This is a genomic window from Micromonospora sp. NBRC 110038, assembly GCF_020884815.1.
In the GTDB taxonomy this organism is placed as follows: domain Bacteria; phylum Actinomycetota; class Actinomycetes; order Mycobacteriales; family Micromonosporaceae; genus Micromonospora; species Micromonospora haikouensis.
In genome coordinates this window covers 1,766,014-1,791,409 of sequence record NZ_BBOL01000001.1, presented here as the reverse complement: position 1 = coordinate 1,791,409, position 25,396 = coordinate 1,766,014, and the positions used below count along the sequence as shown (strand labels likewise).

Here is a 25,396-nt window from a genome sequence, read left to right as displayed (position 1 = left end):
GCCCGGCCCACCAGCGTCTGCCGAGCGTGGTACGCCCACCTACCGCAGCCGTGGTAGCGGACGGCGGGCGCGGGGCGCCCCGGCAGGGCCGGCGCGGAAGATCGGCGCCGACCCCACCGGGGCGGGTCTCAGGCCGTCAGGCGCGGGACCACTGCATGCTGGTCGCGGAGCCGCAGGTCCGCTGCTCCAGGGCAGCGCCCGGGGTGGTCGAGCCGCCGACCACGTTGAGGCACTTGTTGCTGTTGAGATTGACCAGCTGGTAGTAGCCGTCGCCGGTCGACCGCCAGGTGAAGACCTGGTTGGCCCCACCGTGGCAGGTGTACTGGACGATCCGCGCGCCGTCCGCGGTCGAGAAGTCGAGCACGTCGGCGCACTTTCCGCTGTTGACGCTCTGGAGGGTGACGTTGCCGTTGCCGGCGTCGTTGAACCTCCACTGCTGCCAGGCGTTGCCGTTGCTGGTCCACTGGCCGATGACGGCCAGGTCGTTCAGGTTGGGCGACTGCACGTCGATGACCTGCCCGCTGTTGCGGTTGGTGACGCGGTAGGACGTGGTGGTGCCGGTCCCGGCGGTGAACTGCCACCAGTCGAGGTTGAACAGGTCGCCGCTGCCGCCGGTGAACCGCAGGTAGAGGTCGCGGGTGCCGGTCGCGCCGGTCACCGCGCACGACGTGTTGGCCCAGGTCTGCCAGCCCCCGGTGCCCGCGACCCGGCAGGTCCCGACGAGGGGCCCGGTGGTGCTGTCTAGCCGCAGCTCGATCGTGCCGCCGCTGGTCGCCGACGCCGTCCGGGCCGTGAACGAGGCCGCCCCGGTGCCGAACGCGACGCCCTTGACCTTGATGTAGTCGCCGTTGTTGATCGACCACACGTTCTGCGTGCCGCCGCTGGCGGGTTGCGTCTCGACGCCGACGGACCAGGCGATGGTCTCGGCCTCCTGCCGCACGTACGGGTTCAACGTGCCCACCTGCGGCGCCCCCGTCGTGGTCATGTTCATGCTCGGGATCGTGCCGTCACTGTTGTAGGAGAACTTCTCCACCGCCACCGACCGGGTGAAACCACCACCACCGGGCAACGCCCCGTTGTGGTAGAAGAAGTACGACCCACCATTGAAATCGATCACGCCGGGGTGGTTGGTGAAACTACCGCCCTGCCGCGGCATCACCGTCCCCCGATACGTCCACGGCCCCGTCGGACCCGGCGCCGTCGAGTAACCGATGAACTCCGAGCAGCACTCCGCCGCGAACACGTTGTAGTACAGACCGTTGCGCTTGTACACCCACGGCCCCTCCTCGTACAAGGTGGGACGGCTCGCGTTACCGGTACGGGTACCGAACCCGGCCGTGGTCAACGGGATCTTCGTCGGGCTACCCGAGTAGGAGACCATGTCCTGGTTCAGCTTCACGTACCACAGGTTCGGGTTACCCCAGTACAGGTACGCCTGCCCGTCGTCGTCGATCATCACGTTCGGATCGATCTCACCGTTACCGACCAACGGACGACCGATCGCGTCCCGGAACGGACCGGTCGGGCTGTCGGCCACCCCGACGCCGATCACCATGCCGCCGCCACGCTGCTTCACCGGCACATACCAGTAGAACTTGTTGTTCCGAGCCACCACATGACCCGCCCACGCATCCGACTCCGCCCACGAGAACGTCGCCAGACTCATCGGCGAACCATGATCAGTCCAGTTCACCATGTCCGCCGACGAGAACACCCGCCAGTCCTTCATCGTGAAGTACGTCGACCCGTCCTCGTCATGCCCGGTGTACAGATACACCCGACCGTTGTGCACCAACGGCGCAGGATCAGCGGTGTAGATCGTCTGCACGATCGGGTTGTCGGCGTGGGCCGGGCTCCCCGGCAGCAGCGTCGCGATCAGGAACAGGCTCACGAGCCAGGCGCCGGCGCGTCTGATCCGGGCCCTGGTCGCGGGGGGGCTTGCGACTGTCATCGTCATCTCCTGGTGGTGGTGTATGGGGCCGGCGACGCGGTCAGTAGCCGACCCGGAAGGTCGCGTTCTCCCGCTCGGTGGCGGTGGTGATCTCGTGGATGTAGAGCTGGTTGCCCTGCTGCCGCAGGTACCTGGTGGGGAAGTTGTACGAGCGGAACGACGACCAGCCCGAGTTGGCCAGGCCGGCGACCCGGTAGAAGGTCGCGTCGGCGCGGAAGATCGCGGTGTTGTCGTTGGCCGCGAGCACCATGCTGTAGTTCGAGTGCCGCAGGTACCGTCCGGGCTGGTTCACCGACTCGAACGACACCCCGGCCGGGTCCGCGAGCCCCGGCACGATCCGCCACTGCGAATCCTGGTACGGGTCGAACGGCATCGCGTCGACGCGGCCGACGCCGTTGGCGTGGCGGACGTACGACCCGGGGTTGGTCCAGGACTTGATCCGGTTCCACTGGGTGGTGCCGCCGTAACGGTTGAGCAGGTTCGCTCGGTCGGTGGCGCTGATCGGGTGGATCGAGTTGTGCTTGGCGTTGAGCGGGGGCGTGTAGTTGCGCTGGTTGACCGCCGTCCAGGTGCCCGCGACGATGTCGCCCTGCCAGGCGAGGAACACGCTGTTCGGGCAGAACGTGTCGCCCCAGAGCCACCACGTCGACGAGTTCAGCGACTTGACCACCGTGGGCGCCTCGATGCATCCACCGCCGGTGCCGTTGGTGTAGCGGACGAAGCTGCCCGGGTTGAGCGACGTCGACCGCGCACCGTACAAGGTGGAGGGAGAGTTGCTCTTGTAGTAGAGGTAGTTCATGCCGTTGACGCCGGTGACGACGTGCGAGTCGATGACACCGCTCGGGCCGCCGTCGAAGAGGACCACGGGCGAGGTGACGGTGGTGAAGTTGCTCGTGTACACGACCATGATCACCGAGTACGTGTAGCCGGCCGGCACGGTCGAGTAGGTGATCGCGTACTGGTTGCGGGACGCGTCCCAGTAGATCGACGGGGCCCAGGTGAACGAGTTCGGGTTGGGCCAGTTGATGTTGAGCAGGCGGTCCGACGACCAGTTCACCAGGTCGGGCGAGGTCCAGATGTGGATGTTCGGGTTCGGGGCCCAGAAGTTGCCGCCGACCGGGATGTCGGTGGCCGCCAGCACCCAGGTGCCGTCGTTGAGCCGGAACAGGAACGGGTCGCGGATGCCCCGGGTGCCGACCGTCGGCGTCAGGATCGCCTCGTTGTTGTTGAGCGGCGTCCACTCCAACGCGTCGGAACTGACCGCCAGGTGCACGCTGTTGACGTTGCCGGCCCCGCTGACGGACTCCTTGAAGTACGCCATCACGTAGGCGGAGTCGGCGGCCATCGCGGGCGCGGGGGCGACGACCACCGCTGCGAGGGCCGCCAGCAGCGTGGTCACCACCGTCAGCACCGACGCACGCAGCGGCCTCGATCTTCTTCGCGCTCCTCGCGCCACAGCCTTTTCGGACACGGGGCATCTCCTTTCAGGACGGGTTGCGCCGGCTCGACAGGCCACCGGATCCGACGGGGAACGGAGGGCAGGGGTGGACGAGGGCGCTGTCAGCCCGCTGCGCCCCTCCGTGCCGACCCCGACACGTGCTCTGGACGGGCGCGCCGATATGCGGGCGCGTGAGCGCTCTCAGGTGACCTGCCACCTCCGGGTCAGCTTCCTGCGATGACCGGAGGAGGCTGGGCCGGCCGGCGTTCCCACAACTGTGAGCGATAACATAGCCGCCCGTCAAGATTTAACAGCACGGATGCAAGGCGGAAACCTGGACCCCCTCGGTGGCGCACCCGCTGCAGCACGCGACGCGGTCGAGCCGCACCATCCCGCCACCGGACACCGGGATGTTATCGCTCACACCAGGCCACGCGAGTCGGCCCGGCCGCCGGTCGGACCGAGAAGCCGGGCAACTCCCCCGCTTCGTCGCGCGTTGTGAACGCTCACCCACGGGTGGAAGCCGCCATGGCCCGGTGGCCGCTCAGGCGGAAGCCGCCTCGATCCAGTTGGCGAACTCGCACGCGAGGTGCCACCGGTGACCCGCGACCATGGCGGGCAGCGTCGGCAGCGGAAACTCGACGGTGAGGCGGGCGTCGAACCCGTCGCCGGTGTCGCGGAACTGGTGGCGCACGCCCCCGATCGCCCTGCCGTTCGAGGCACGCGCCACCCCCGCGATCTGGTGCGGGAAGGCGGGGTCAGCGGGAATACGCAGGCTGGAGAGGTCGCCGTAGTCGATGACGAAGAACGCGGCCAACGGGCTCGCCCCGTTGGTCTCCAGGACCTCCTGCCCGGCGGAGCCGAGACGGAGCACGAAGTGGTCGGGGCAGGCCCGCATCATCGCGGCCTCGTCCGAGGAGTTCGTGGCGTCCTCGAACCACGCGGTGAACGCGGCGGCGTTGCCGGCGTCGACCCTGAGGTCGGTCACGCTGAACCGTCGGCGGTCGCTCACCCGGGCCTGGGCGCGGGCGACCAGGTCGGCCATCCGGGTATCGCGGGCGAGGCGCCGCGACATCTCCTCGGCACCAAGGTCGAGCTTGGTGCGCAGAAATGCCTCGCGTCGTCCGGCGACGTCCCCGGGCCGGGGTGCTGGGACACCGAGCTTGCTGGCGGCGGCGTCGATGCGGCGGTCCTCCCAGCGGAGGATCGCGGCGCGGTCGACCCGATGCCCGCCGATCTCCGCGACGACCTTCACCATGGCGCCCCCCACTAAAGCAACTAGGGTTGCCATGTTACCGGCGGCTGGAGGGCCGCGCCCTGGCTGTTTCCGCCGCCCGCCTGGCGAACAACTCGATGTCCGCCGGGCCGACGGGCTCGCCGGTGAACATCAGCCGGAAGTAGACCGGGCTGCTGGCCTCCTCCAGCAACAGGCGCGCATCCGTTCCCGGCGGCAGCTCGCCCCGCCGGACGGCCCGCTCGACGATCACCGCGCTGCGGCCGAAGCGCTCGGCCCAGAAGGCGTCGCGGGCGACAGCCACGGCCGGATCCGACTCGCCAGCCACCAGAGCCGCGAGGACGGCCCGCGCGGCCCGGGTGCGCAGGAGCGCCGCGACGTCCGCCAACAGGACGCACAGGTCTCCCACGAGGTCACCGGTGTCGGGAGTCCCGACCTGCTCGGCAGCCTGGGCCAGCAGGATGTCGGACACCAACTGGACCCGGGTCGGCCAGCGCCGGTAGACCGTCGTCTTGTTGACCCCCGCGCGAGACGCGACGTCGGTGAGCACCAGTCCCTCGTACCCCACCTCCTCCAGCAGTTCGACGGCCGCCCGCCGCACGGCGGCCACCACCGCCGCCGCCCGGCCGCCCGGACGCCGCCGAGGCCCCACCTCACCCAGCCCGCTCGCCTCCACCCCTCGGCCCGCCCTTCCCAATCGACGGCGATCCCCACCGTCGGCTCGCACCGGCCCGACAAGCATTACCAGGCCTGCGTACGCAACGACGCGACCCCGCCGCAGACACTTCCGGGCGGTCGAAGATGCGCGGCCGGGCAGTTCGCCGCGTCTGCGGGGTGGGCTGTCGCGAGGCGCACGGCGGAGAGATCCGAGACCCCTCCGATGCCGACGCAGCCCGTGAAACGCAACACCTTCGATGTTAACGTTCATACGATGCCGTACCGCAGAGCGACGCGGCGCTCATGCCGGCCGGCATTGATCTGACGTATCGGCGCCTTGAGGTGCCCAGTACAGCTGCGCGCTCGGGATAAAACGCTACCTTGCCGGACATCCAGACCCATTGACGTTACGCGCCGGAAACCTTTAACGTCTGATGTCTCGGCCGTGAGACAGGCAGCCGCCAGACCACCACCACCGCCACCATCATCCACTCCGCCTTCTGGAGGGAGCTCCATGTCCCGTCCCTCGATCTCCCGACGTTCCCTGCTGGCCGCCCTAGGCGTCACCGGCGCCGCCGCCGCCACCGACGGCCTGATCCGCCCGTTCCCCGCCTCGGCCGCCATCCCCGGCCCCACCAGCTACTCCGAGTCGTGGGCCTCGGTCGGCCAGCACCCGGCCGCAGCCGAGTGGTTCCAGGACGCCAAGTTCGGCATCTACTACCACTGGGGCGTGTACAGCGTCCCCGCGTTCGCCAACGAGTGGTACCCGCGCAACATGTACAACAACGGCTCCGGCGAGAACAACCACCACAAGAGCGTCTACGGCGACCCGTCGGTGTGGCCGTACCACAACTTCATCAACGGGGCCAACGACAAGGCCGGCCGGTTCGTCCAGTTCGCCCCCAAGCTCAGGTCTGCGGGCGGCAACTTCGACCCCAACGAGTGGGCCCAGCTGTTCGTCGACGCCGGGGCGAAGTTCGCCGGGCCCGTCGCCGAGCACCACGACGGCTTCTCCATGTGGAACAGCCAGGTCAACGAGTGGAACTCCGTCGCCAAGGGCCCCCGCCTCGACCTGCTGAAGCTGCACACCGACGCGATCCGGGCCCGCGGCCTCAAGGTCCTGGTCGCCATGCACCACGCGTTCAACTTCACCGGCTTCTACCAGTGGGCGCCGCAGCAGTCCGACGCGAGCCTGCGCAAGCTCTACGGCCAGCTCGGCACCGCCGCCGAGGAGCAGCTCTGGTACGACAAGCTCCGCGAGATCATCGACCAGTCCCAGCCGGACATCATCTGGCAGGACTTCGACCTGCGCCGCATCAGCGAGGCGCAGCGGCTGAAGTTCCTGGCGTACTACTACAACCGGGCCGTCGCGTGGGACAAGGAGGTCGTCGCCACCTACAAGGACGGCCTGGAGTCCGGGGGCGCGGTCTTCGACTACGAGCGCGGCGGACCGGCCGACCTGCGCACCCCCTACTGGCTGACCGACGACAGCATCAGCAGCTCGAGCTGGTGCTACACCACGGGGATCGGCTACTACACGCTCAACCAGATGCTGCACTCGCTGATCGACCGGGTCAGCAAGAACGGCAACATGGTGCTCAACATCGCGCCGATGGCCGACGGCACGATCCCGTCCGGGCAGCAGACGATCCTGCGCGGCATCGGCGACTACCTGCGCCGCTTCGGCGAGTCCGTCTACTCCACCCGGGCCTGGACGACGTACGGCGAGGGCCCGACCCAGATGGGCGGCGGTTCCTTCACCGAGCCGCGCGCGGGCACCCCCCAGGACATCCGGTTCACCCGCAGCAAGGACAACCGCGTGCTGTACGCGACGATCCTCGGCTGGCCGGGCAGCTCCGTCAACATCACCACGCTCTCGTCCAGCCGGATCAACCTCAGCTCGCTGGCCGGCGTGCAGCTGCTCGACACCACCGCCGGCAGCTACGTCAACCTGCCCACCCGCACCCAGGACGCCAACGGGCTGCGGATCATCCTGCCGTCGGCGAGCGCGCCGTTCAGCGCGCCCGCGTACGTGGTGAAGCTGACCTTCAACGGGACGATCCCGACCCCCGGCGGTGGGCCCACCACCTCCGCGCCGGTCAGCGTCTACGTCAACACCGGCTACGACGGCGGCGCCAACCTGTTGGTCGGCAGCTACCCGGCGGCGCAGCTGCAGTCCGCCGGCATCGGGCTGCGGACCATCTCGTCGGTGCGGGTCACCGCCGGCCACCAGCTCGTCGGGTACGCCAACGACAACTTCTCCGGCACCAGCTGGACGTTCACCGGCGACAACGCCGACCTGCGCAACACCGGCAACAACGACGCCATCGCCTCCCTGCGGGTCACCTTCAACCCGGCGACGTACCAGCGGATCGTCAACGTGACCAACGGCCTGGCGCTGGACAGCGGCGGCAACGTCGCCTCCGGCTCGCCGCTGAAGCAGTGGACCTGGGACAGCAACGCCAACCTGCAGTGGCAGCTCGTCGACCTGGGCACCGGCTACCACCGGATCGTCAACCGCACCAACGGCATGGTCGTCGACGGCTTCGGCCTCACCACGAACGGGGCCGCCGCCCAGCAGGCGGCGTGGAACGGCGGCAACAGCCAGCAGTGGCAGGTCACCGACCAGGGCAACCGGCGGTACCGGATCGCCAACCGGGCGACCGGGCTGGTGCTCGACGGCGGCGGCCAGGTCGCCTCCGGCTCGACCGTCAAGCAGTGGAGCTGGGACGGCAGCACCAACCTGCTCTGGACCATCACCACCGCCTGATCCCCGCAGCACACCACCCGGCGCGTGTGTCGCCGCGATCCCCACGGGTCGCGGCGGCGCACGCGCCGACCACTCCCCAGGGACGGAGAGAAACACGATGAACCGAAGGAACCTGCTGGGCACCGGGCTGACGTTGCTGCTCGGCGCGACGGCCGCCCTCACCGCCGGCTGCGGCGACCAGGCGGGCGACGGGGCCGCCTCGGGCGGCGGCAAACCGCTCGTCGGGGTCGACTACCCACGCTCGGACACCGACTTCTGGAACTCGTACATCAAGTACGTGCCGAAGTCCGCCGAGGAGCTGGGCGTCGAGGTGAAGACGACCAACTCGCAGAACGACGTCGCGAACCTCATCTCGAACGCACAGACCTTCATGAGCCAGGGCGTCAAGGGGGTGGTGATGGCCCCGCAGGACACCGCCGCCATCGCGCCGACCCTGGCCCAGCTGGAGAGCCGCAAGATCCCGGTGGTCACCATCGACACCCGGCCGGACACCGGCAAGGTGTTCATGGTGGTGCGCGCCGACAACCGCGCCTACGGCACGAAGGCGTGCCAGTTCCTCGGCACCAAGCTGGGCGGCAAGGGCAAGGTCGTCATGCTCCAGGGCGGCCTGGACTCGATCAACGGCCGGGACCGCACCGAGGCGTTCAACGAGTGCATGGGCAAGGAGTTCCCTGGCATCAAGGTGTTCGGCGAGGCCACCGACTGGAAGGCCGACGTGGCGGCGTCGAAGCTGCAGACCCGCTTCGCGTCGGACCCGGACATCAAGGGCATCTACATGCAGTCCTCGTTCGCGCTGTCGGGCACGCTGCAGATCCTCAAGCAGCGGGGCCTGCAGGTGCCGCCGACCGACCCCAAGCACGTCTTCGTGGTCTCCAACGACGGCATCCCCGAGGAGCTGAAGAACATCGGCGACGGCCTGATCGACGCCACCGTCAGCCAGCCCGCCGACCTGTACGCCCGGTACGGGCTGGAGTACGCCAAGGCGGCGATCGAGGGCAAGACGTTCCAGCCGGGCCCCACCGAGCACGGCAGCACCATCATCCAGGTGCGCGACGGCCTGCTCGAGGACCAGCTCCCCGCGCCGCTGGTGACGCTGGACGGCGCGCCGGTCGCGGGGCAGCCGACCCTGAAGTTCGACGACGCGTCGCTGTGGGGCCGTAAGGCATGAGTGCCGCGCCGCACCGCCCCGGCGACGGGCTGGCCGGCGACGGCCGGCCCGTCGTCGAGGCCGTGAACATCACCAAGCGCTTCGGGTCCACGCTCGCCCTGTCCGAGGCGGGCATCCTGGTCCGCCGGGGTGAGACGCACGCCCTGGTGGGGCGCAACGGCGCCGGCAAGTCGACGCTGGTGAGCATCCTCACCGGGTTGCAGGCCGCCGACGCCGGCGCGGTGGCCTTCGACGGGCGTCCGGCGCCACCGCTGGGCGACCGCGACGCCTGGCGGCAGCGGGTCGCATGCGTCTACCAGAAGTCGACGATCATCCCCACCCTCACCGTGGCGGAGAACCTGTTCCTCAACCGGCACGCGCGGGGGCGCAGCGGACTGATCCGCTGGTCGAGCCTGCGGCGGGAGGCGGAGCAGCTGCTGGCGACGTGGTCGGTCGACGTCGACGTACGCCAGCCGGCCTCGACGCTCACCGTCGAGCAGCGGCAGTTCGTGGAGATCGCCCGCGCCCTGTCCTTCGGGGCCCGGTTCATCATCCTCGACGAGCCGACCGCCCAGCTCGACGCCGCGGGCATCAACCGGCTGTTCGCCCGGATCCGGGACCTGCGGGCGCACGGGGTGACGTTCCTGTTCATCAGCCACCACCTCCAGGAGATCTACGAACTCTGCGACCGGGTGACGGTCTTCCGCGACGCCCGGCACGTCGTCACCGCGGACGTGGCCGAGTTGAGTCGCCAGGCGCTGGTCGCCGCGATGACCGGCGAGGACGTGACGATGCCGGAGGCGGACCATCGTCCCCTGCCGTCCGACGCGCCGGTGCTGCTGTCGGTGCGCGACCTGGTCACCTCGTCCGGCGCCGAGTTCTCGCTGGAGGCCAGGGCGGGCGAGGTCGTCGGCATCGCCGGTGGCGGCGGCAGCGGCAAGGTCGAGGTGGCCGAGGCGATCGTCGGTCTGGCCCGCCCGGCGGGCGGGACCGTCGCCCTCGGTGACCGGGTGCTGCGCCCGGGCAGCGTGCCCGACGCGCTGGACGCCGGCGTGGGGCTGGTGCCGCAGGACCGGCACCGGGAGGGCCTGGTGCCGTCGATGTCCATCGCGGAGAACGTCACGATGACCGTGCCGCACCGCGTCGGGCGCTACGGCCTCATCTCGTCGGCCCGGCGCGATGCCCTGGCCCGGGACACGATCGCCGGCCTGGCGATCAAGGCGTCCGGGCCGCACGTGCCGGCCGCCGACCTGTCCGGCGGCAACCAGCAGAAGGTCGTCATGGGCCGGGCCCTGGCCAGCGATCCGCGGGTGCTGGTCCTCATCACGCCGACCGCCGGGGTCGACGTGCGGTCCAAGCAGACCCTCCTCGGCGTCGTCGAGGACGTGCGCAGCCGGGGCACCACCGTGCTGGTGGTCTCCGACGAACTCGACGATCTGCGGATCTGCGACCGCGTGCTGGTGATGTTCCAGGGCCGGGTCGTCGGCGAGATGGCCCACGGCTGGAGCGACAACGATCTGGTAGCCGCCATGGAAGGGGTGGACCTCCACCATGTCTGACACGCTGTCCACCACCAAGACGCCGTCCCCGGCGCCCCCACCGTCGGCCGCGCCGTCGTCGCGGAGCCTGGCCATCGCCCGGCTGCGTGACCTGGCCCTGGTGCCGGCGATCATCGCGGTCGCGATCGTCGGGTCGATCGTCAATCCGGTCTTCCTCAGCTCCGACAACATCATCAACGTGCTGCAGAGCATGTCGGAGATCGCCATCCTCGTCCTCGCGCAGACCATCGTGCTGATCACCGGCAAGATGGACCTGTCGCTGGAGTCCACGTTCGGCCTGGCGCCCGGCATCGCCGCCTGGCTGATCGTGGACCCCGCGCTCACCCGGGGCCTCGGGCTCGGCGTGCTGCCGGACGGCTGGGCGATTCCGGTGGTCCTGCTCGTCGGCGCCCTCGTCGGCGCGTTCAACGGGCTGCTCATCGTCCGGTTCGGCCTCAACGGCTTCATCGTGACGCTGGGCATGCTGATCATCCTGCGCGGGCTGCTCACCGGCATCTCCGGCGGGCAGACCTTCTTCGCGCTGCCCGAGTCGATGACGTACCTGGGCTCCGCGAGCTGGTTCGGGGTGCCGGCCTCGATCTGGGTGTCGCTGCTGTTGTTCGCGGCCGGGGTCGTCGTCCTGGGTCACACCCGTGCCGGCCGGGCGCTCTACGCGATCGGCGGCAACGAGGACGCGGCCCGCGCGGCGGGCATCCGCACCGACCGGGTGCTGTGGATCGCGCTCATCGTGGCCAGCGTGCTCGCGGCGCTCGCCGGCCTGCTGATCAGCGGGCGGCTCGCGGCGGTGCCGTCGGCCCAGGGCAGCGGCGCGATCTTCCAGGTCTTCGCGGCGGCGGTGATCGGCGGCGTCAGCCTCAACGGCGGCAGGGGCAGCGTGTTCGGCGCCTTCACCGGCGTCCTGCTGCTGTTTATGATCATCAATGTGTTGACCCTCGCCGGAGTGCCCGCGCAGTGGACCAACTTCCTCAACGGCGCCGTCATCCTGGTGGCCCTGGTGGTCTCCCGCATCACCGGGGGGAAGGCGCAGACGTGAGACGACCGGCCCGCCGGGCGGGCCCGTCGCGAGGCAGACCCACGAGCCGGGCACCCCGGCCGACGTTCTATCCCTTCAGGAGTTCAGGTGTCTGAGCGCATCACGTCCGTAGCAACCATCGACGTACGATTCCCCACCTCCCGGCACCGCGACGGGTCGGACGCGATGAACCCGTTCCCGGACTACTCCGCGGCGTACGTGATCCTGCGGACCTCGTCGGGCGCCACGGGCTACGGCCTCGTCTTCACGGTGGGCCGCGGCACCGAGATCCAGGTCGCGGCCGTGCAGTCGCTCGCCCCGATGGTGGTCGGCCAGTCGGTCGACGAGCTGACCGCCGACCCGGGCGCGCTGGCCCGCCGGCTCGTCGGCGACAGCCAGATCCGCTGGCTGGGCCCGGAGAAGGGCGTCGTGCACATGGCCGCCGGCGGCCTGGTCAACGCCGTGTGGGACCTCGCCGCCCGGCGGGCGGGCAAGCCGCTGTGGAAGCTGCTCGCCGACCTCACCCCGGAGCGGCTCGTCGCGCAGGTCGACTTCCGCTACCTGCGCGACGCCCTCACCGAGGACGAGGCGCTCACGCTGCTGCGCGAGGCCGACGACGGCCGGGCCGAACGCGAGCGCCGGCTACTCGCCGAGGGCTACCCGGCGTACACCACGACCCCCGGCTGGCTCGGCTACGACGACGAGAAGCTGGCCCGGCTCTGCGCCGAGGCGGTGCGCGACGGGTACGGGCTGATCAAGCTCAAGGTCGGCGGGAACCTGGCCGACGACGTCCGCCGGATGGGCATCGCCCGGCAGGCCGTCGGGCCGGACGTCCGCATCGCGGTCGACGCCAACCAGATCTGGGGCGTGCCGGACGCGATCCGGTGGATGCGCGAGCTGGCCGCGTTCGACCCGTACTGGATCGAGGAGCCGACGTCGCCGGACGACGTGCTCGGGCACGCCGCCGTGCGCAAGGCCCTCGCCCCGGTGAAGGTGGCCACCGGCGAGCACGTGCACAACGCGGTGATGTTCAAGCAGCTCCTGCAGGCCGACGCCGTCGACGTGGTGCAGATCGACGCGTGCCGGGTCGCCGGGGTCAACGAGAACCTGGCGATCCTGCTGCTCGCCGCGAAGTTCGGGGTGCCGGTCTGCCCGCACGCGGGCGGGGTCGGGCTCTGCGAGCTGGTGCAGCACCTGGCCATGTTCGACTTCGTCGCGCTCAGCGGCAGCACCGACGACCGGTCCATCGAGTACGTCGACCACCTGCACGAGCACTTCGTGGATCCGGTACGCATCAGTGGCGGGCGCTACCTGGCGCCCACCGCGCCCGGGATGAGCGCGGAGATCGTCGCGGCGTCCGTGACCGACTTCCGCTACCCGGACGGGCCGCAGTGGACGCGCCGGCCGGCGGCGGCGGGAGCGCCGACGTCATGATCATCGACGCGCACCACCACCTGTGGCGGCCGGAACGCGGCTACGCGTGGCTCGACGCGCCCGAACTGGCGACCATCCGCCGGCCGTTCACCCCGGCGGACCTGACTGCCGAGCTCGCCGCGGCCGGCGTCGACGGCACCGTGCTGGTGGAGGGGGGCCGCTGCCACCCCGACGAGGCCGCCGAGTTCCTCGGCTACGCCGCCGACACCGCGCCGATCCTCGCGGTGGTGGCCTGGCTCGACGTCGCGGCCGGCGACGTGGCCGCCACCGTCGAGCGCTACCGCGGGCTGCGGGGCGGCGACTACCTGGCCGGGGTGCGCTCGCAGGTGCAGGGCGAGGCCGACCCCGACTACCTCGACCGGCCCGACGTGCGGCGCGGGCTCGCCGAGCTCGCCGCCGCCGGGCTCGTGTTCGACCTGGTGATCCGCGCCGACCAGCTGCCGGCGGCGGCCCGGGCGGCCCGGGCGCTGCCGCAGCTGCGGTTCGTGCTCGACCACCTCGGCAAGCCCCGGATCGACGAGGGCGGGGCGGGGCTGCGCCGCTGGCGCGGGCCGCTGTCCGACCTGGCCGCCTGCCCCAACGTCACCGCCAAGCTGTCCGGCCTGGTCACCGAAGCCGGGCCCGACTGGACGCCGGACGACCTGCGCCCGTTCGTCGAGGTGGCGGTCGAGGAGTTCGGACCGCAGCGGCTGATGTTCGGCTCCGACTGGCCGGTCTGCCTGCTCCGGTCGGACTACGCCGGCGTGGCCCGGGCGTTGGCGGCGGCGCTGCCCCCGCTGTCGGCCGCGGAGCGGCACGAGATCCTCGCCGGCACCGCCGTGCGCGCCTACGACCTGGCGCGGCGGGTCGCGCAGCTCCCCCCGGCGCCGGCCGGGGAGCCACACCCCACCGGAAAGGCATGACGTGCGACGCTACGGCTGGGTGATCCGGCTGCGACCGGACCACCGCGACACCTACCTGCGGCTGCACGCCGCCGTCTGGCCCGGCGTCGAACAGACGCTGCGCGAGGCGAACATCCGCAACTACAGCATCTTCCTGCACCGGGACCTGCTGTTCGGCTACTACGAGTACGTCGGCGAGGACCACGACGCGGACCAGCGCCGCATCGCCGAGGACCCGCAGACGCGGGAGTGGTGGAAACTGACCGATCCGTGCCAGGAGTCGCTCGCCGAGCCCGGCTCGGGGCACTGGTGGGCCCCGATGCACGAGGTCTGGCACCTGACCGAGGAGGCGTCGTGAACCGCAGCGCGCAGTACGTCGGCGACAACACCTTCGTGGTCGCCGAGGCCGACCCCGTGCCGCCCGGCCCCGGCGAGGTGCGCATCGACGTCGCGTACACCGGCATCTGCGGCACGGACCTGCACGTCGCGCACGGCGCGATGGACCGGCGGGTCCGGGTGCCCGCGGTGATCGGCCACGAGATGGCCGGCCGCATCGCCGAGGTCGGCGCGGGCGTCGAGGGCCACCGGGTCGGTGACCCGGTGACCGTCATGCCGCTGGACTGGTGCGGCGAGTGTCCGGCCTGCCGGGCCGGCCACAGCCACATCTGTCACCGGCTCAACTTCGTCGGCATCGACTCGCCCGGTTCGATGCAGCGTTCCTGGACGGTGCCCGCGCGGCTGCTGGTGCCGCTGCCCGCGGACCTGCCCCTGACCCACGCCGCGCTGGTCGAGCCGACCGCGGTCGCCGTGCACGACGTGCGGCGCTCCCGGCTCGCCGCCGGCGAACACGCGGTGGTCATCGGCGCCGGCCCGGTCGGGCTGCTCATCGGCACGGTCGCCAGGGCGGTCGGTGCCGAGGTGACGGTGCTCGAACTCGACCCGCACCGCCGCGAGCTCGCCGCCGAACTCGGGCTGAGCACCCTGGATCCGGCGGCGGTCGACGTCGTGCGGCACGTCCACGAGGCGACCGGCGGGGCCGGCGCCGCCGTGGTGTTCGAGGTGTCCGGCTCCGCCGCCGGGGTCCGCACCGCGACCGACCTGCTCGCCGTACGCGGGCGGTTGGTGGTCGTGGCGATCCACCCCAACCCGCCGGCGGTGGACCTGCACCGCGTCTTCTGGCGCGAGCTGGAGCTGATCGGCGTGCGGGTGTACGAGCGCGACGACTACGCCGAGGCCGTCCGGCTGGTGCACGGCGGGCAGGTGCCCGCCGAGCGGCTCATCACCCGGATCGTGCCGTTGACCGAGGTGGCCGAGGCGTTCCGGGCGCTCGCCGCCGGCGGCGAGGTGAAGGTCCTCGTGGACTGTGGAGGTGCGGCGTGAACCCGTTCGACCTGAGCGGCCGGCTGGCCGTGGTGACCGGCTGCCGGCGCGGGATCGGCCTGGCCATGGCGGAGGCCCTGGCCGCGGCCGGAGCGGACATCGTCGGCGTCAGCGCGGCGTTGGAGGAGTCCGGCAGCGAGGTCGGCCGGCGGGTGGCGGCCCAGGGCCGGTCGTTCGAGGCGTACCGGACGGACCTGTCCGACCGCGTCGCCGTCCGCGCGCTCGCCGAGCGGCTCGGGCAGCTGCCCAGACCGGTCGACATCCTGGTCAACAACGCCGGCACGATCCGCCGCGCCCCCGCCGCCGAGCACTCCGAGCAGGACTGGGACCACGTGCTGGAGGTCAACCTGTCCGCCCCGTTCCTGCTCGCCCGGGAGATCGGCCGGGAGATGGTCCGGCGCGGCAGCGGGAAGATCATCTTCACGGCGTCGATGCTGAGTTTCCAGGGCGGCGTGACGGTGCCGGGCTACGCGGCGGCGAAGTCGGCGATCGCCGGCCTGACCCGGGCGCTGGCCAACGAGTGGGCCCCGCACGGGGTCAACGTCAACGCGATCGCGCCGGGCTACATCGACACCGACAACACCCGGGCGCTGCGCGAGCAGCCGGAGCGCAACCGGGCGATCCTGGAGCGGATCCCGGCCGGTCGGTGGGGTCGGCCCGACGACCTCGCCGGGGCCACCGTCTTCCTCGCCTCCGACGCGGCGGCGTACGTCAACGGGGCCGTCATCCCGGTCGACGGGGGCTGGCTCGCGCGCTGAGCCGCCGAGGGCCGCAAGGCCGTGGTGCCGGGCCGGGGGCGTCGCCCCCGGCCCGGCGTCTGTCACGGGGTGGTCAGGTCGAACCGGCGGACGGTGACCGCGCCGCCGAGCGCCTGGGTGGCGTAGTTGAAGATCGCGAAGCGGTAGCCCATGAAGAACTGCCAGGCGTTGTTCAACGTCAGCGCGTTGCCCAGCGGGACGAAGTTCACCCCGTCGGTGCTGTAGGAGAAGGACGCCTGCCGTCCGCTGCCCGGCCTGATGTCGGCCTTGGCCCGCAACCAGATCCGGCCGCCGCTGACCGCCGCGCTGGCGATCTCGGTGCCGGTGCTGGTGGTCCGCCAACTGCTGTCCATGGTCAGGCCGTTGGTCATCACCACCCGGGTGGCCCCGTTGTCACGGCGTACGCCGATCCAGGCCGAGGAGTCGCGGAGCATGGCCAGCCCGGAGCGGTCGCCGTCGCGCATGGTCGAGTAGTCCAGCTCGATGGTGGCCGTGGAGGTGGGCCCCTGGATGCGCCGGGTCGCGGTGTTACGGGCGCTGTAGAGGTCGTTGGTGACGGTGGCCGTCTGCAACCGCAGGCCGCTGCCGGCCGACCACTTCGTGTTGTCCGGGTTGTGGTTCCACTCCCAGTGCGGGCTCAGCGTCGTGCTGGTGAAGGTGTCCGCGCCGGTCATCGGCGCGACCGGCCGGGCCGGCAGCGGCGACGGGTAGCTGCTGCCCCAGGCGCCGTTGACGGTCTGGATCTGCGGCCAGCCGTCGGCCGTCCAGGTGATCGGCGCGAGCGCCGGCACCCGGCCACCCGGGTACGCGTCGACGAACGCCATGTAGTACCACTGGCCGTTCTGGGTCTGCACCAGGCCGCCCTGGTGCGGCACGCCGCCGCCGGAGATCGGGCCGGGCATGTTCAGCAGCACCTGGCGCGTCTCGTACGGGCCCCAGGGGCTGGTCGAGCGCAGGATGTACTGCCCGTTGGCCGGCTTGGTGACGAAGATGTAGTAGTAGCCGTTGCGCTTGTAGAACCGCGAGCCCTCCAGCGTGCCGATGTTCGACGGCGTGGTGTACACCTGCTGCGTGCGCACCTGGCTCAGGCCGTCCGCCGACAGCTGCGCCACGTGCAGGGTGCTGTTGCCGTACGCGACGTACATCGTGTCGTTGTCGTCGACGAGCAGACCCGCGTCGTAGTAGCAGTTGTTGATCTCGGAGCGCTTCTGCCAGGTGCCGCTGACCGAGGTCGACGTGTACACGTACGACTTGTTGAAGTCGATGCAGCCGATCCAGTAGAACGTGCCGTTGCTGGCGCGGTAGTTGAGCGTCGACGCCCAGATGCCGTTGACGTAGGCCCGGGAGGTGGAGCTGGGCAGGTCGTACTTGGTGCCGAAGTCCAGCCGGGGCACCGAGTGACCGGCGAACTCCCAGTTGACCAGGTCGTACGAGCGCAGCACGGGCGCGCCCGGGGAGTAGTGCATGGTGGACGAGGAGAGGTAGTAGGCGTCACCGACGCGGATGATGTCGACGTCGGCGAAGTCCTGCCACAGGACCGGGTTGGTGTAGCTGGAGCCGCCGGGGGTGCCGGGGTCGCCGACGCGGACGAGCTGCCACTGCTGGTTGTTGCCGCCCCAGTCGGCGTACTGCACCACGTTGCCGCCGTCGGCGGTCGAGGCGTTCTGGATCTCCACGGCCTTGTTGGAGTGCCGGGCGATCAACCGCACGTACCCGTCCGCGGAGTCGGCCAGGCGGAACTGCTGGTTGGTGCCGTTGGTGTCCGACCACTGCACCACCGCCGCGCCGTCGGCCGTCGACGCGCCGGAGACGTCCAGCACCTTGCCCGAGTGCCGCGACTTCAGCCGGTAGTAGCCGCCGCCGGAGTCCACGAACTGCCACTGCTGCCAGGCGCCGTCGTTGCGCGTCCACTGGGTGATCCGCGCCCCGTCGTTGGTCGCCTGGTTGTACAGGTCCAACGCCTTGCCGCTGTTGCGGTTCACCAACACGTACGACGCGGTGGTGTCCACCGTCGCGGCCACGGCCGCCGACGGCACCACCGCGACGATCCCGGCGCCGAGCAGCATCGCCAGCATGGCGGCGGCGACCCGGGGCAACCGGCCACGCCGTCGCGCGCCCGGCACGACCTGTTCGATGAGTGCCATGTCCCTCCTTCGTGGACGGTCGACGGACGGCCAAGGCCGCCGACACCAACTCCTGTTAGCGCTCACATCGAGCACATTGACTGTGGGCGATAACACTCCGGACGTCAAGCCGTAACATTCGCCGGGCCCCCGGTCGACGGGGCGTGGGAACGCGCACACCGCGGGCCCACCGACGACGGCCACGGCCGGGGGCCGCCCGGCGGTCGGCATGACCCGCCGGGCGGCCCGTCACGGCCCGTTCACTGCAACGGCCCGGTCACTGGAACTGCGTGATGAAGCTCCACGCCGTCGCGGGGACCCAGGTCCGGGGTCCGCTATCGCCGGGTGCGCCGTCCTGGGGCGCGGCGATGTGCCCGCCGTCGAAGGCGGCCCAGACCACCGGGTACCCCGAGCGGCAGCCGGAGTAGGTGGTGACGACGTGGGTCAGGCTGCCCGCCGACGGCTCGCGGGGCGACTGCGGGGTGCAGCCGTTGTTGGCGACGAAGCGGTCGCGCAGGGCACGCCCGCTGGCGGGGTTGTCACCGATGCCGTGCACGCCCAGGTACGCGACGGGCTGGGTGCCGCCGCTGCAGCCGCTGAGCGTGCCCGGGGAGGACTGCACCACGACCGCGCGGAAGATGTTCGGGCGGGAGCAGGCCAGGGAGAAGCTCATCGCGCCGCCGTAGCTGAACCCGATGGAGAAGCGCTGGCGCGGGTTGACGCAGAGCGCCCCCTCGATCCGGCTGAGCATGTTGTCGACGAAGGTGACGTCCTCGCCGCCGGCGTTGGCCCAGCCGTTGTCGATGCCCTGCGGGGCGACGAAGATCGTGGAGTTGTTCGCCAGCCGCTGGAGCCCGTAGTAGGACCAGGTGTTGCGGTCCACGGTCTGACCGGTGTCCACGTCGACCGCCGTGCCGCCCCACCAGTGGAACCCGAAGACCAGTCGGTACGGGGTGCTCTGGTGGTAGTTGGCCGGGATCCGCAGGATGAAGGTGCGGTTCTTGCCGCCGCTGGAGATGGTGTGCGTGCCGCTGGCGATGCCCGGCGCCTTGCCGCAGCCTGCGGTGCCGTTGCCCGGCGGTGGCGTGGTCGGCGTGGTGCCGCCGTCGACGCGGACGAGCTGCCACTGCTGGTTCGACCCGTTCCAGTCGGCGTACTGGACGACGTTCGCGCCGTCGGCGGTCGAGGCGTTCTGGATCTCCACGGCCTTGTTGGAGTGCCGGGCGATCAACCGCACGTACCCGGCGTCGGAGTCGGCCAGGCGGAACTGCTGGTTGGTGCCGTTGACGTCCGACCACTGCACCACCGCCGCACCGTCGGCCGCCGACACGCCGGAGACGTCCAGCACCTTGCCCGAGTGCCGCGACTTCAGCCGGTAGTAGCCGCCGCCGGAGTCCACGAACTGCCACTGCTGCCAGGCGCCGTCGTTGCGCGTCCACTGGGTGATCCGCGCCCCGTCGTTGGTCGCCTGGTTGTACAGGTCCAACGCCTTGCCGCTGTTGCGGTTGAGCAGCACGTACCAGGCGCCGGTGTCCACGGTCGCCGCGGCGGCCGGTGTCGAGTTCACCGCGACGACCGCGCCGCCCACCAGCACTGTCGCCGCGGCCGCGGCCGTGACCCGGGCCAGCCACCCGCGTCGTCGGAACGACGCGGGTGACAGGAGCCCTGCGAGAGCAACCATGTTTCCTCCAATGACGACGGTCGGACCGATCGGTCCCGGGCGGGCACGCCACGCCGAGGCGCGACCGCCGAGACCAGCTGATTGAGGGCGCTCACCAGGGCAAATGCGTGCACCGGCCAGAGCGACATCCTGAGTCGAGGCACAACGACCGGCCGCCCTCGGGCCGCCTCCCGGCACCTCGCCTATCGACTGTGAGCGATAACATGATGTTCGTCAAGTCGTCACCGCCGACACCGGGGCGCTCCGGCGTCCAGGGCTGCGAGCAGCGGTGATGCGCGACAGCGCCGCGCAGCCTTGCGGCGACGTTACGGCCACGTTATGTTATCGATAACATCCAGACCGATGCATGGATGTGCGACACGCGTCTGCCCTCAAGCCCGGGTCACGGCACCGATCCGAGGCCCGGTCCGACGACGCCCAGTGCCTGGTGGCGCCGTCGGATCCCCCGCTCGGCCAGGTCCGCACCCGGCAACGGGCCCGGCACGAGCACCGGGGGCCACCCCTTCGTCCCGAGTCCATCCCGCGACGCTGCGACCAGAAAGGCCGACACACCATGGCGTTGACCCGACGGCAGTTCACCCTGGGGGCGCTCGCCTCCACCGCGCTCACCACGACCGGGCTGTCGCTCGGCGCGCGGCCAGCCCTGGCGGCCACCTACACGGCCTACGCCATGACCTACTTCACCGAGTCGCCGAGCTTCACCGGGGCCAACTACGGCCTGCACGTCGCCGTGAGCCGGGACGGCCTCAACTGGACCCCGCTCAACCAGAACAACCCCGTGGTCACCCCGACCGCCGGCGACCTCGGCCTGCGCGACCCGTACATCCACCGCAAGCAGGACGGCACGTTCGTGGTGGTCGCCACCGACCTCTACGGCACCAACTTCGGGCGCAACAGCCAGTACCTGCACGTGTACGACTCGACGGACCTGACGAGCTTCACCGGCTACCGGCGGATCCAGATGCACACCTACAGCAACGTGCACACCTGGGCCCCGACGGTGTTCTGGGACGCCGGGCGCGGCCAGTACGCCATCGTCTACTCCGCCAACACCAGCACGGACCTGTTCCTGGTGAACTACACCTCCGACTTCCGCACCGTGAGCGCGCCGCAGACCTACTTCAGCCCGGGCTTCCCCATCCTCGACGCGGACATCCGGGTCAGCGGCGGGGTCACGTACCTGTTCTACAAGAACCTCTCGAACGGCAACCTGTACGGCGCCCGTTCCAGCACCGGCGCCCCCAACAGCTTCACCACCTACACCAGCGGCCTGCGGCAGGGCAACGCCATCGAGGGGGCGCACCTGGTCCCGCGCAACGACGGCGGCGCCTGGTGGCTGTGGGGGGACTCGTTCTCCCCGGTCAACAACGACATGTACATGTGGTCCACCAGCAACGTCGGTGGCAACTCGTGGTCGGTCATGAACCAGCGCGACTACACGCCGCCGCTGAACTGCAAGCACGGCTCGATCACCGGCATCACCGACGCCGAGTACAACGCCGCCGTCAGCCGCTGGGGCGCCCCGAACTGGGTCCGGCTGAAGTCCTCCAACCTGCCCGACTACTTCGTCCGGCACTCCAACGGCGCGGTCCGCATCGACCCGTATCCCTTCGACCCGTACCAGGACCAGATGTGGCGGATGGTGCCCGGCCTCGCCGACTCCTCCGCGGTGTCGTTCGAGTCGGTGAACCGCCCGGGCAACTACCTGCGGCACAGCGGCTACGTGGCGCGGCTCGCCGCCAACGACAACACCTCGACGTTCCGGGCCGACGCGACCTTCTACCGCACCGCCGGGCTGGCCGACAGCTCCTGGTCGTCGTTCCGCTCCTACAACTTCCCCGACCGCTACCTGCGGCACAGCAACTACGTGCTGCGCATCGACCCCCTCAGCGCGGGCTCGTCGGAGGCGGACCGCCAGAGCGCCACCTTCCGGGTGACGTCCTAGCGACGCCGGGTCCCCCGCCGCCGCGCCGACCCCGTCCCGGCGCGGCGGCCCGACCCGCGACACACCGCGACACCCGCGACACGCACAGGCATTGACATCGATTGCACATCCCGGCAGGCTTTGTGAAACCGTCTGCGGACAGGCGGCGAACCGGGTTGTTCGAGTTGTGCCGAGTAACGTCAATCGATGTTCCCCTCAGCGATGAGGGAAATGCGTAACACCTCGTAGTAGTACCTGGACGTCGACGGTCCCTTTCGCCTGCCGGGCGTCTTCTCGCCTGTCCGGGGGCAGAGTTCTGCCGTTCGTGCGTCGCCGTCCCGACTCGTTGCCGAAGCCAGGGGGTGTCGCGGTCGTGGCTGCGCCGATTCGTCCGGAGCCAGATCCCGGGTCGACCTGGTCGTCATCTCTCGATGGATCGGAGATCTGATGCGCGTCGCCCTGCTCACCACGACTCAGCACGGCCATCTGAACCCGTATGTTCCGGTGGTCAACGCGCTCCACGCTGCTGGCAGTGAGGTCGCGCTGTTGCTGTTGTCCGCCGACGGCGGCGCGCTCGACGAGCAGCGCCGCCAGGCACTGGGCAAGGCACAGGTCCACGGGGTCGGGCAGGTCGAGATGGCGCCGTGGAGCGGCGACCCGGCCAGGATCGGCCCGATGCTCCGGTCGTCGCCGGTGGCGGACCAGACCGCCGAGGCGATCCGGGCCGCCGAACCGGACTTCGTGCTCGTCGACTCGCTGCCGGTCACGGCGTCGGCCATGGTCGGCGCGCACGTGTCCGGCGTGCCGTACGGGATGATCTGGGCCAACCTGGGCGGCGTGTGCCCGGCCGAGCACCGGCGGGGCCGCTGGCCCTACGACGAGCAGGTCGGCGCCTATCTGACCGGGCACGGGGTGAGGTGGTCGACCCGGACCCACTCCGCGCGGTCGCCGATCCTCAACCTGATGCCGACGATTCCCGCCCTCGTCGGGGCGGACGCGGTGACCGACGACGGTGTGCAGCTTGTCGGACTGCCGGGCGCGGCGGGCGCGCGCGGGGACGAGGTCGCCTTCGCGGGCCTGGACCGGCTCGACCCCGAGCGCCCGGTGGTGTACGTCTCCTTCGGCACGATCTTCTACCGGCGGCCGGACCTGCTGCGCACGGTGATCCTCGGGGCGGCCGCGACCGGCGCCCAGGTGATCGCCGCGGTGGGCGACCTCGCCGCGGAGCTGGCGCTGCCCGACGACGTGCTCACCGCCCCCTACCTGCCGCAACGTGAGGTGCTCGAACGCGCCGACGTGTTCGTCACCCACGGCGGCTACAACTCGGTGGCGGAGTCGGTCCGGGCGGCGACGCCGATGCTGGTGATCCCGCTGGCGGTGGACCAGCCCATCCAGGCGCACTTCGTGGGCAGCGCGGGCTTCGGCACGGCGTTGCAGCCGGCCGACGTCACCGGGCAGGCGGTCGCCGCCGCGGTCGCCGACCTGCTCGATCCCGCCCGGGACTACCGGGCCCGGCTGCGCGCCGCGCAGCCGGAGTGCGGCGACTCCGCCGCACGCACGGCCGAGCTGGTCGTCGGCACGGTCGAGACGCTGCAGCGGCAGGGGGCGCAGTGACCATCGAACTGCAGCGGCCGGTCGGCGACCCGATCGTGCTCGACGATCCCGGGCGCCACTCGTTCCGGGTGGACCGCCGCGCCTACACCGACGAGGACCTGGCCGCCCGGGAGCTGACCCGCATCTTCGACCGGTGCTGGCTGTACGTCGGGCACGAGTCGGAGGTGCCCGGGCCGGGCTCGTACGTGGCCCGCGACGTCGGCGGGCGTCCGGTGGTCATGGCGCGCGGGTCCGACGGGGTGATCCGGGTGTTCGCCAACAGTTGCACCCACCGTGGGGCCCTGATCTGCTCGCAGCCGGCCGGGCAGGTCAGATCGTTCCGGTGCCCGTACCACGACTGGACGTTCTCCAATCAGGGCGACCTGGTCGGGGTCCCGATCCCGGACGGATACGGGCCGGGTTTCCGGAAGGCGGACTTCGGCCTCGCGCGGCACCGCAGTGACACCTACCGCGGTTTCGTGTTCGTCACTTACGATCCGCAGCAGCCGCTCACCCTGACCGAATACCTGGCGGGTGCGACGGAATACCTCGACCTCGTCGACGACCAGTCCGAGGTGGGGATGGAGGTGATCCGCGGCGCGCAACTGCACGGGGCCCAGGCCAACTGGAAGCTCATGATGGAGAACAGCGTCGACATCTACCATTTCCGGGCCCTGCACAAGCGGTACGTCAGCTACATGGAGTCGCTCGGGTCGGTGCCACCCCGACGGCGGGGCGGCTTCGGCCGCGCCCTCGGCCTGGGTCACGGCGCCAACGAGCTGCCGCCGGCGGCGGCCCGGCCGCTCGCCTACTGGACGCCGATGTTCGGCACCGAGGTCCGGCCCCGGATCGAGGCGACGGCCGCACGCTTCGTCGACCGGTTCGGCCCCGAACGCGCCCAGCGGATCACCGGCACCAACCGCGCGCTGCTCGTCTTCCCCAACCTGATGATCATCGACGCGATCGCGATCACCATCCGCAAGATCGACCCGGTCGGCGCCGGCCGGATGGCCATCACCTCGGTCGCCCTGGCCCCCAAGGACGAGGATCCGGACATCCGGGAGCTCCGCAAGAGCCACTACCTCACGTTCCTCGGTCCCGCCGGCTTCGCCACCCCCGACGACATCGAGATCATCGAGTCGTGCCAGCGGGGCTACCTCAACCGCACGGTCCGCTACTCCGACCTGTCCCGGGGCATGAACAAGGAGGTCCCGGAGACGACCGACGAGCTTCCCGCCCGCGAGTTCTGGCGGCAGTGGGACCGGCTGATGCACGGCGACGACGGCCACCACGTCGAGGTTGCCCACCCCGGCGGCGCACACGGGACGGGACCACGATGACCATCGAGCTGAGCGTCGACGAGGCGGCCCAGGTCCGGCTGTGGCACCGGGTGAGCCAGTTCCTGTTCCGCGAGGCGCGCCTGCTCGACGAGTGGCGCCTGCGCGAGTGGTACGACGAGATGCTGACCGACGACGTCCGCTACGCGGTGCCGGCCACCGACGTCCGAGACGGGACGACCGACGCGCTCGGGCTCGTCGACGACGACGCCGCCCGGCTGCGCCAGCGCATCGAACAGCTCCTCAACGACGAGGTGTGGTGCGAGAACCCCCGGTCGCGGACGAACCGGATGATCGGCAACGTGGAGATCCTGGCCGACCGGGGCACCCACCTCGACGTGGCGGCGAACGCCGTCGTGCACCGGTTCGGGCACGGGCGCTCCGACGCCTACGTCGGGAAGTACCGGTTCGAGCTGGTCGTGGCGGGCGAGTCGTTCCGGGTCCGGCGACGGGTCGTGGTGCTCGACCACGAGACGTTGTACGAGCACGGCAAGCTCAGCATCATCCTGTGACCGGG

The 25,396-nt window shown here is 70.8% G+C and carries 19 protein-coding genes; 13 read left to right on the top strand and 6 right to left on the bottom strand.

Annotated elements, in window-relative coordinates; genetic code table 11:
- Positions 1-136 precede the first annotated feature (136 nt).
- The 4 genes from LPU61_RS07040 to LPU61_RS07025 form a co-directional block, all read right to left on the bottom strand.
- Complete coding sequence (locus LPU61_RS07040) at positions 137-1,951, bottom strand: family 43 glycosylhydrolase (RefSeq protein ID WP_229404465.1); 1,815 nt, start codon at positions 1,949-1,951, stop codon at positions 137-139.
- A 40-nt stretch (positions 1,952-1,991) separates the two neighbouring features.
- On the bottom strand, positions 1,992-3,362 hold the full coding sequence (locus tag LPU61_RS07035) for a glycoside hydrolase family 43 protein (protein ID WP_229404464.1): 1,371 nt from the start codon (positions 3,360-3,362) through the stop codon (positions 1,992-1,994).
- Between the two features lie 571 nt (positions 3,363-3,933).
- Positions 3,934-4,647, bottom strand: coding sequence for a hypothetical protein (locus tag LPU61_RS07030; RefSeq protein ID WP_229404463.1), 714 nt, complete (start codon positions 4,645-4,647; stop codon positions 3,934-3,936).
- A 34-nt stretch (positions 4,648-4,681) separates the two neighbouring features.
- Positions 4,682-5,275, bottom strand: a complete 594-nt coding sequence (locus LPU61_RS07025; RefSeq protein ID WP_063838598.1) for a TetR/AcrR family transcriptional regulator — start codon at positions 5,273-5,275, stop codon at positions 4,682-4,684.
- Positions 5,276-5,794: 519 nt separating this feature from the next.
- On the opposite strand from LPU61_RS07025, the gene LPU61_RS07020 reads away from it, so the two are divergent.
- The 9 genes from LPU61_RS07020 (at position 5,795) to kduD (ending at position 16,221) form a co-directional block, all read left to right on the top strand.
- A complete protein-coding gene (locus tag LPU61_RS07020) occupies positions 5,795-8,050 on the top strand; it encodes an alpha-L-fucosidase (RefSeq protein WP_229404462.1) in 2,256 nt (751 codons plus the stop codon).
- A 97-nt stretch (positions 8,051-8,147) separates the two neighbouring features.
- The gene (locus tag LPU61_RS07015; protein WP_229404461.1) at positions 8,148-9,218 is read left to right on the top strand and encodes a sugar ABC transporter substrate-binding protein; all 1,071 of its coding nucleotides are present in this window, start codon (positions 8,148-8,150) and stop codon (positions 9,216-9,218) included.
- Positions 9,215-10,756 (top strand): sugar ABC transporter ATP-binding protein, encoded by a 1,542-nt coding sequence (locus LPU61_RS07010; protein ID WP_043962966.1) that lies wholly within the window; start codon positions 9,215-9,217, stop codon positions 10,754-10,756. Before LPU61_RS07015 ends, LPU61_RS07010 begins: the two co-directional genes overlap by 4 nt.
- Complete coding sequence (locus LPU61_RS07005; protein WP_043962964.1) at positions 10,749-11,789, top strand: ABC transporter permease; 1,041 nt, start codon at positions 10,749-10,751, stop codon at positions 11,787-11,789. The genes LPU61_RS07010 and LPU61_RS07005 overlap by 8 nt, the downstream gene beginning before the upstream one ends.
- Positions 11,790-11,876: 87 nt before the next feature.
- Positions 11,877-13,202, top strand: coding sequence for an enolase C-terminal domain-like protein (locus LPU61_RS07000; protein ID WP_229404460.1), 1,326 nt, complete (start codon positions 11,877-11,879; stop codon positions 13,200-13,202).
- On the top strand, positions 13,199-14,104 hold the full coding sequence (locus LPU61_RS06995; RefSeq protein ID WP_229404459.1) for an amidohydrolase: 906 nt from the start codon (positions 13,199-13,201) through the stop codon (positions 14,102-14,104). The genes LPU61_RS07000 and LPU61_RS06995 overlap by 4 nt, the downstream gene beginning before the upstream one ends.
- Before the next feature lies 1 nt (position 14,105).
- A complete protein-coding gene (locus LPU61_RS06990) occupies positions 14,106-14,441 on the top strand; it encodes an L-rhamnose mutarotase (protein ID WP_043962960.1) in 336 nt (111 codons plus the stop codon).
- Positions 14,438-15,463: a zinc-binding dehydrogenase gene (locus LPU61_RS06985; protein ID WP_229404458.1), complete on the top strand. Its 1,026-nt coding sequence runs from the start codon at positions 14,438-14,440 to the stop codon at positions 15,461-15,463. The genes LPU61_RS06990 and LPU61_RS06985 overlap by 4 nt, the downstream gene beginning before the upstream one ends.
- Positions 15,460-16,221, top strand: coding sequence for a 2-dehydro-3-deoxy-D-gluconate 5-dehydrogenase KduD (gene kduD, locus LPU61_RS06980; RefSeq protein ID WP_229404457.1), 762 nt, complete (start codon positions 15,460-15,462; stop codon positions 16,219-16,221). Before LPU61_RS06985 ends, kduD begins: the two co-directional genes overlap by 4 nt.
- 62 nt (positions 16,222-16,283) lie before the next feature.
- Here kduD and LPU61_RS06975 read toward each other — a convergent pair whose 3' ends face one another.
- The gene (locus LPU61_RS06975) at positions 16,284-18,365 is read right to left on the bottom strand and encodes a family 43 glycosylhydrolase (protein WP_229404456.1); all 2,082 of its coding nucleotides are present in this window, start codon (positions 18,363-18,365) and stop codon (positions 16,284-16,286) included.
- A 256-nt stretch (positions 18,366-18,621) separates the two neighbouring features.
- Positions 18,622-20,025: an RICIN domain-containing protein gene (locus LPU61_RS06970; RefSeq protein ID WP_229404455.1), complete on the bottom strand. Its 1,404-nt coding sequence runs from the start codon at positions 20,023-20,025 to the stop codon at positions 18,622-18,624.
- 553 nt (positions 20,026-20,578) lie between these two features.
- On the opposite strand from LPU61_RS06970, the gene LPU61_RS06965 reads away from it, so the two are divergent.
- From LPU61_RS06965 to LPU61_RS06950, 4 genes are all read left to right on the top strand, one after another.
- Positions 20,579-21,970 (top strand): glycoside hydrolase family 43 protein, encoded by a 1,392-nt coding sequence (locus tag LPU61_RS06965; protein ID WP_043962953.1) that lies wholly within the window; start codon positions 20,579-20,581, stop codon positions 21,968-21,970.
- Positions 21,971-22,396: 426 nt separating this feature from the next.
- Positions 22,397-23,563 carry a glycosyltransferase gene (locus LPU61_RS06960; RefSeq protein WP_229404454.1) on the top strand — a complete coding sequence of 389 codons (1,167 nt, stop codon included), beginning with the start codon at positions 22,397-22,399 and terminating at the stop codon, positions 23,561-23,563.
- On the top strand, positions 23,560-24,882 hold the full coding sequence (locus LPU61_RS06955) for an aromatic ring-hydroxylating dioxygenase subunit alpha (RefSeq protein WP_043962951.1): 1,323 nt from the start codon (positions 23,560-23,562) through the stop codon (positions 24,880-24,882). Before LPU61_RS06960 ends, LPU61_RS06955 begins: the two co-directional genes overlap by 4 nt.
- The gene (locus tag LPU61_RS06950) at positions 24,879-25,391 is read left to right on the top strand and encodes an aromatic-ring-hydroxylating dioxygenase subunit beta (RefSeq protein ID WP_043962950.1); all 513 of its coding nucleotides are present in this window, start codon (positions 24,879-24,881) and stop codon (positions 25,389-25,391) included. Before LPU61_RS06955 ends, LPU61_RS06950 begins: the two co-directional genes overlap by 4 nt.
- Positions 25,392-25,396 lie beyond the last annotated feature (5 nt).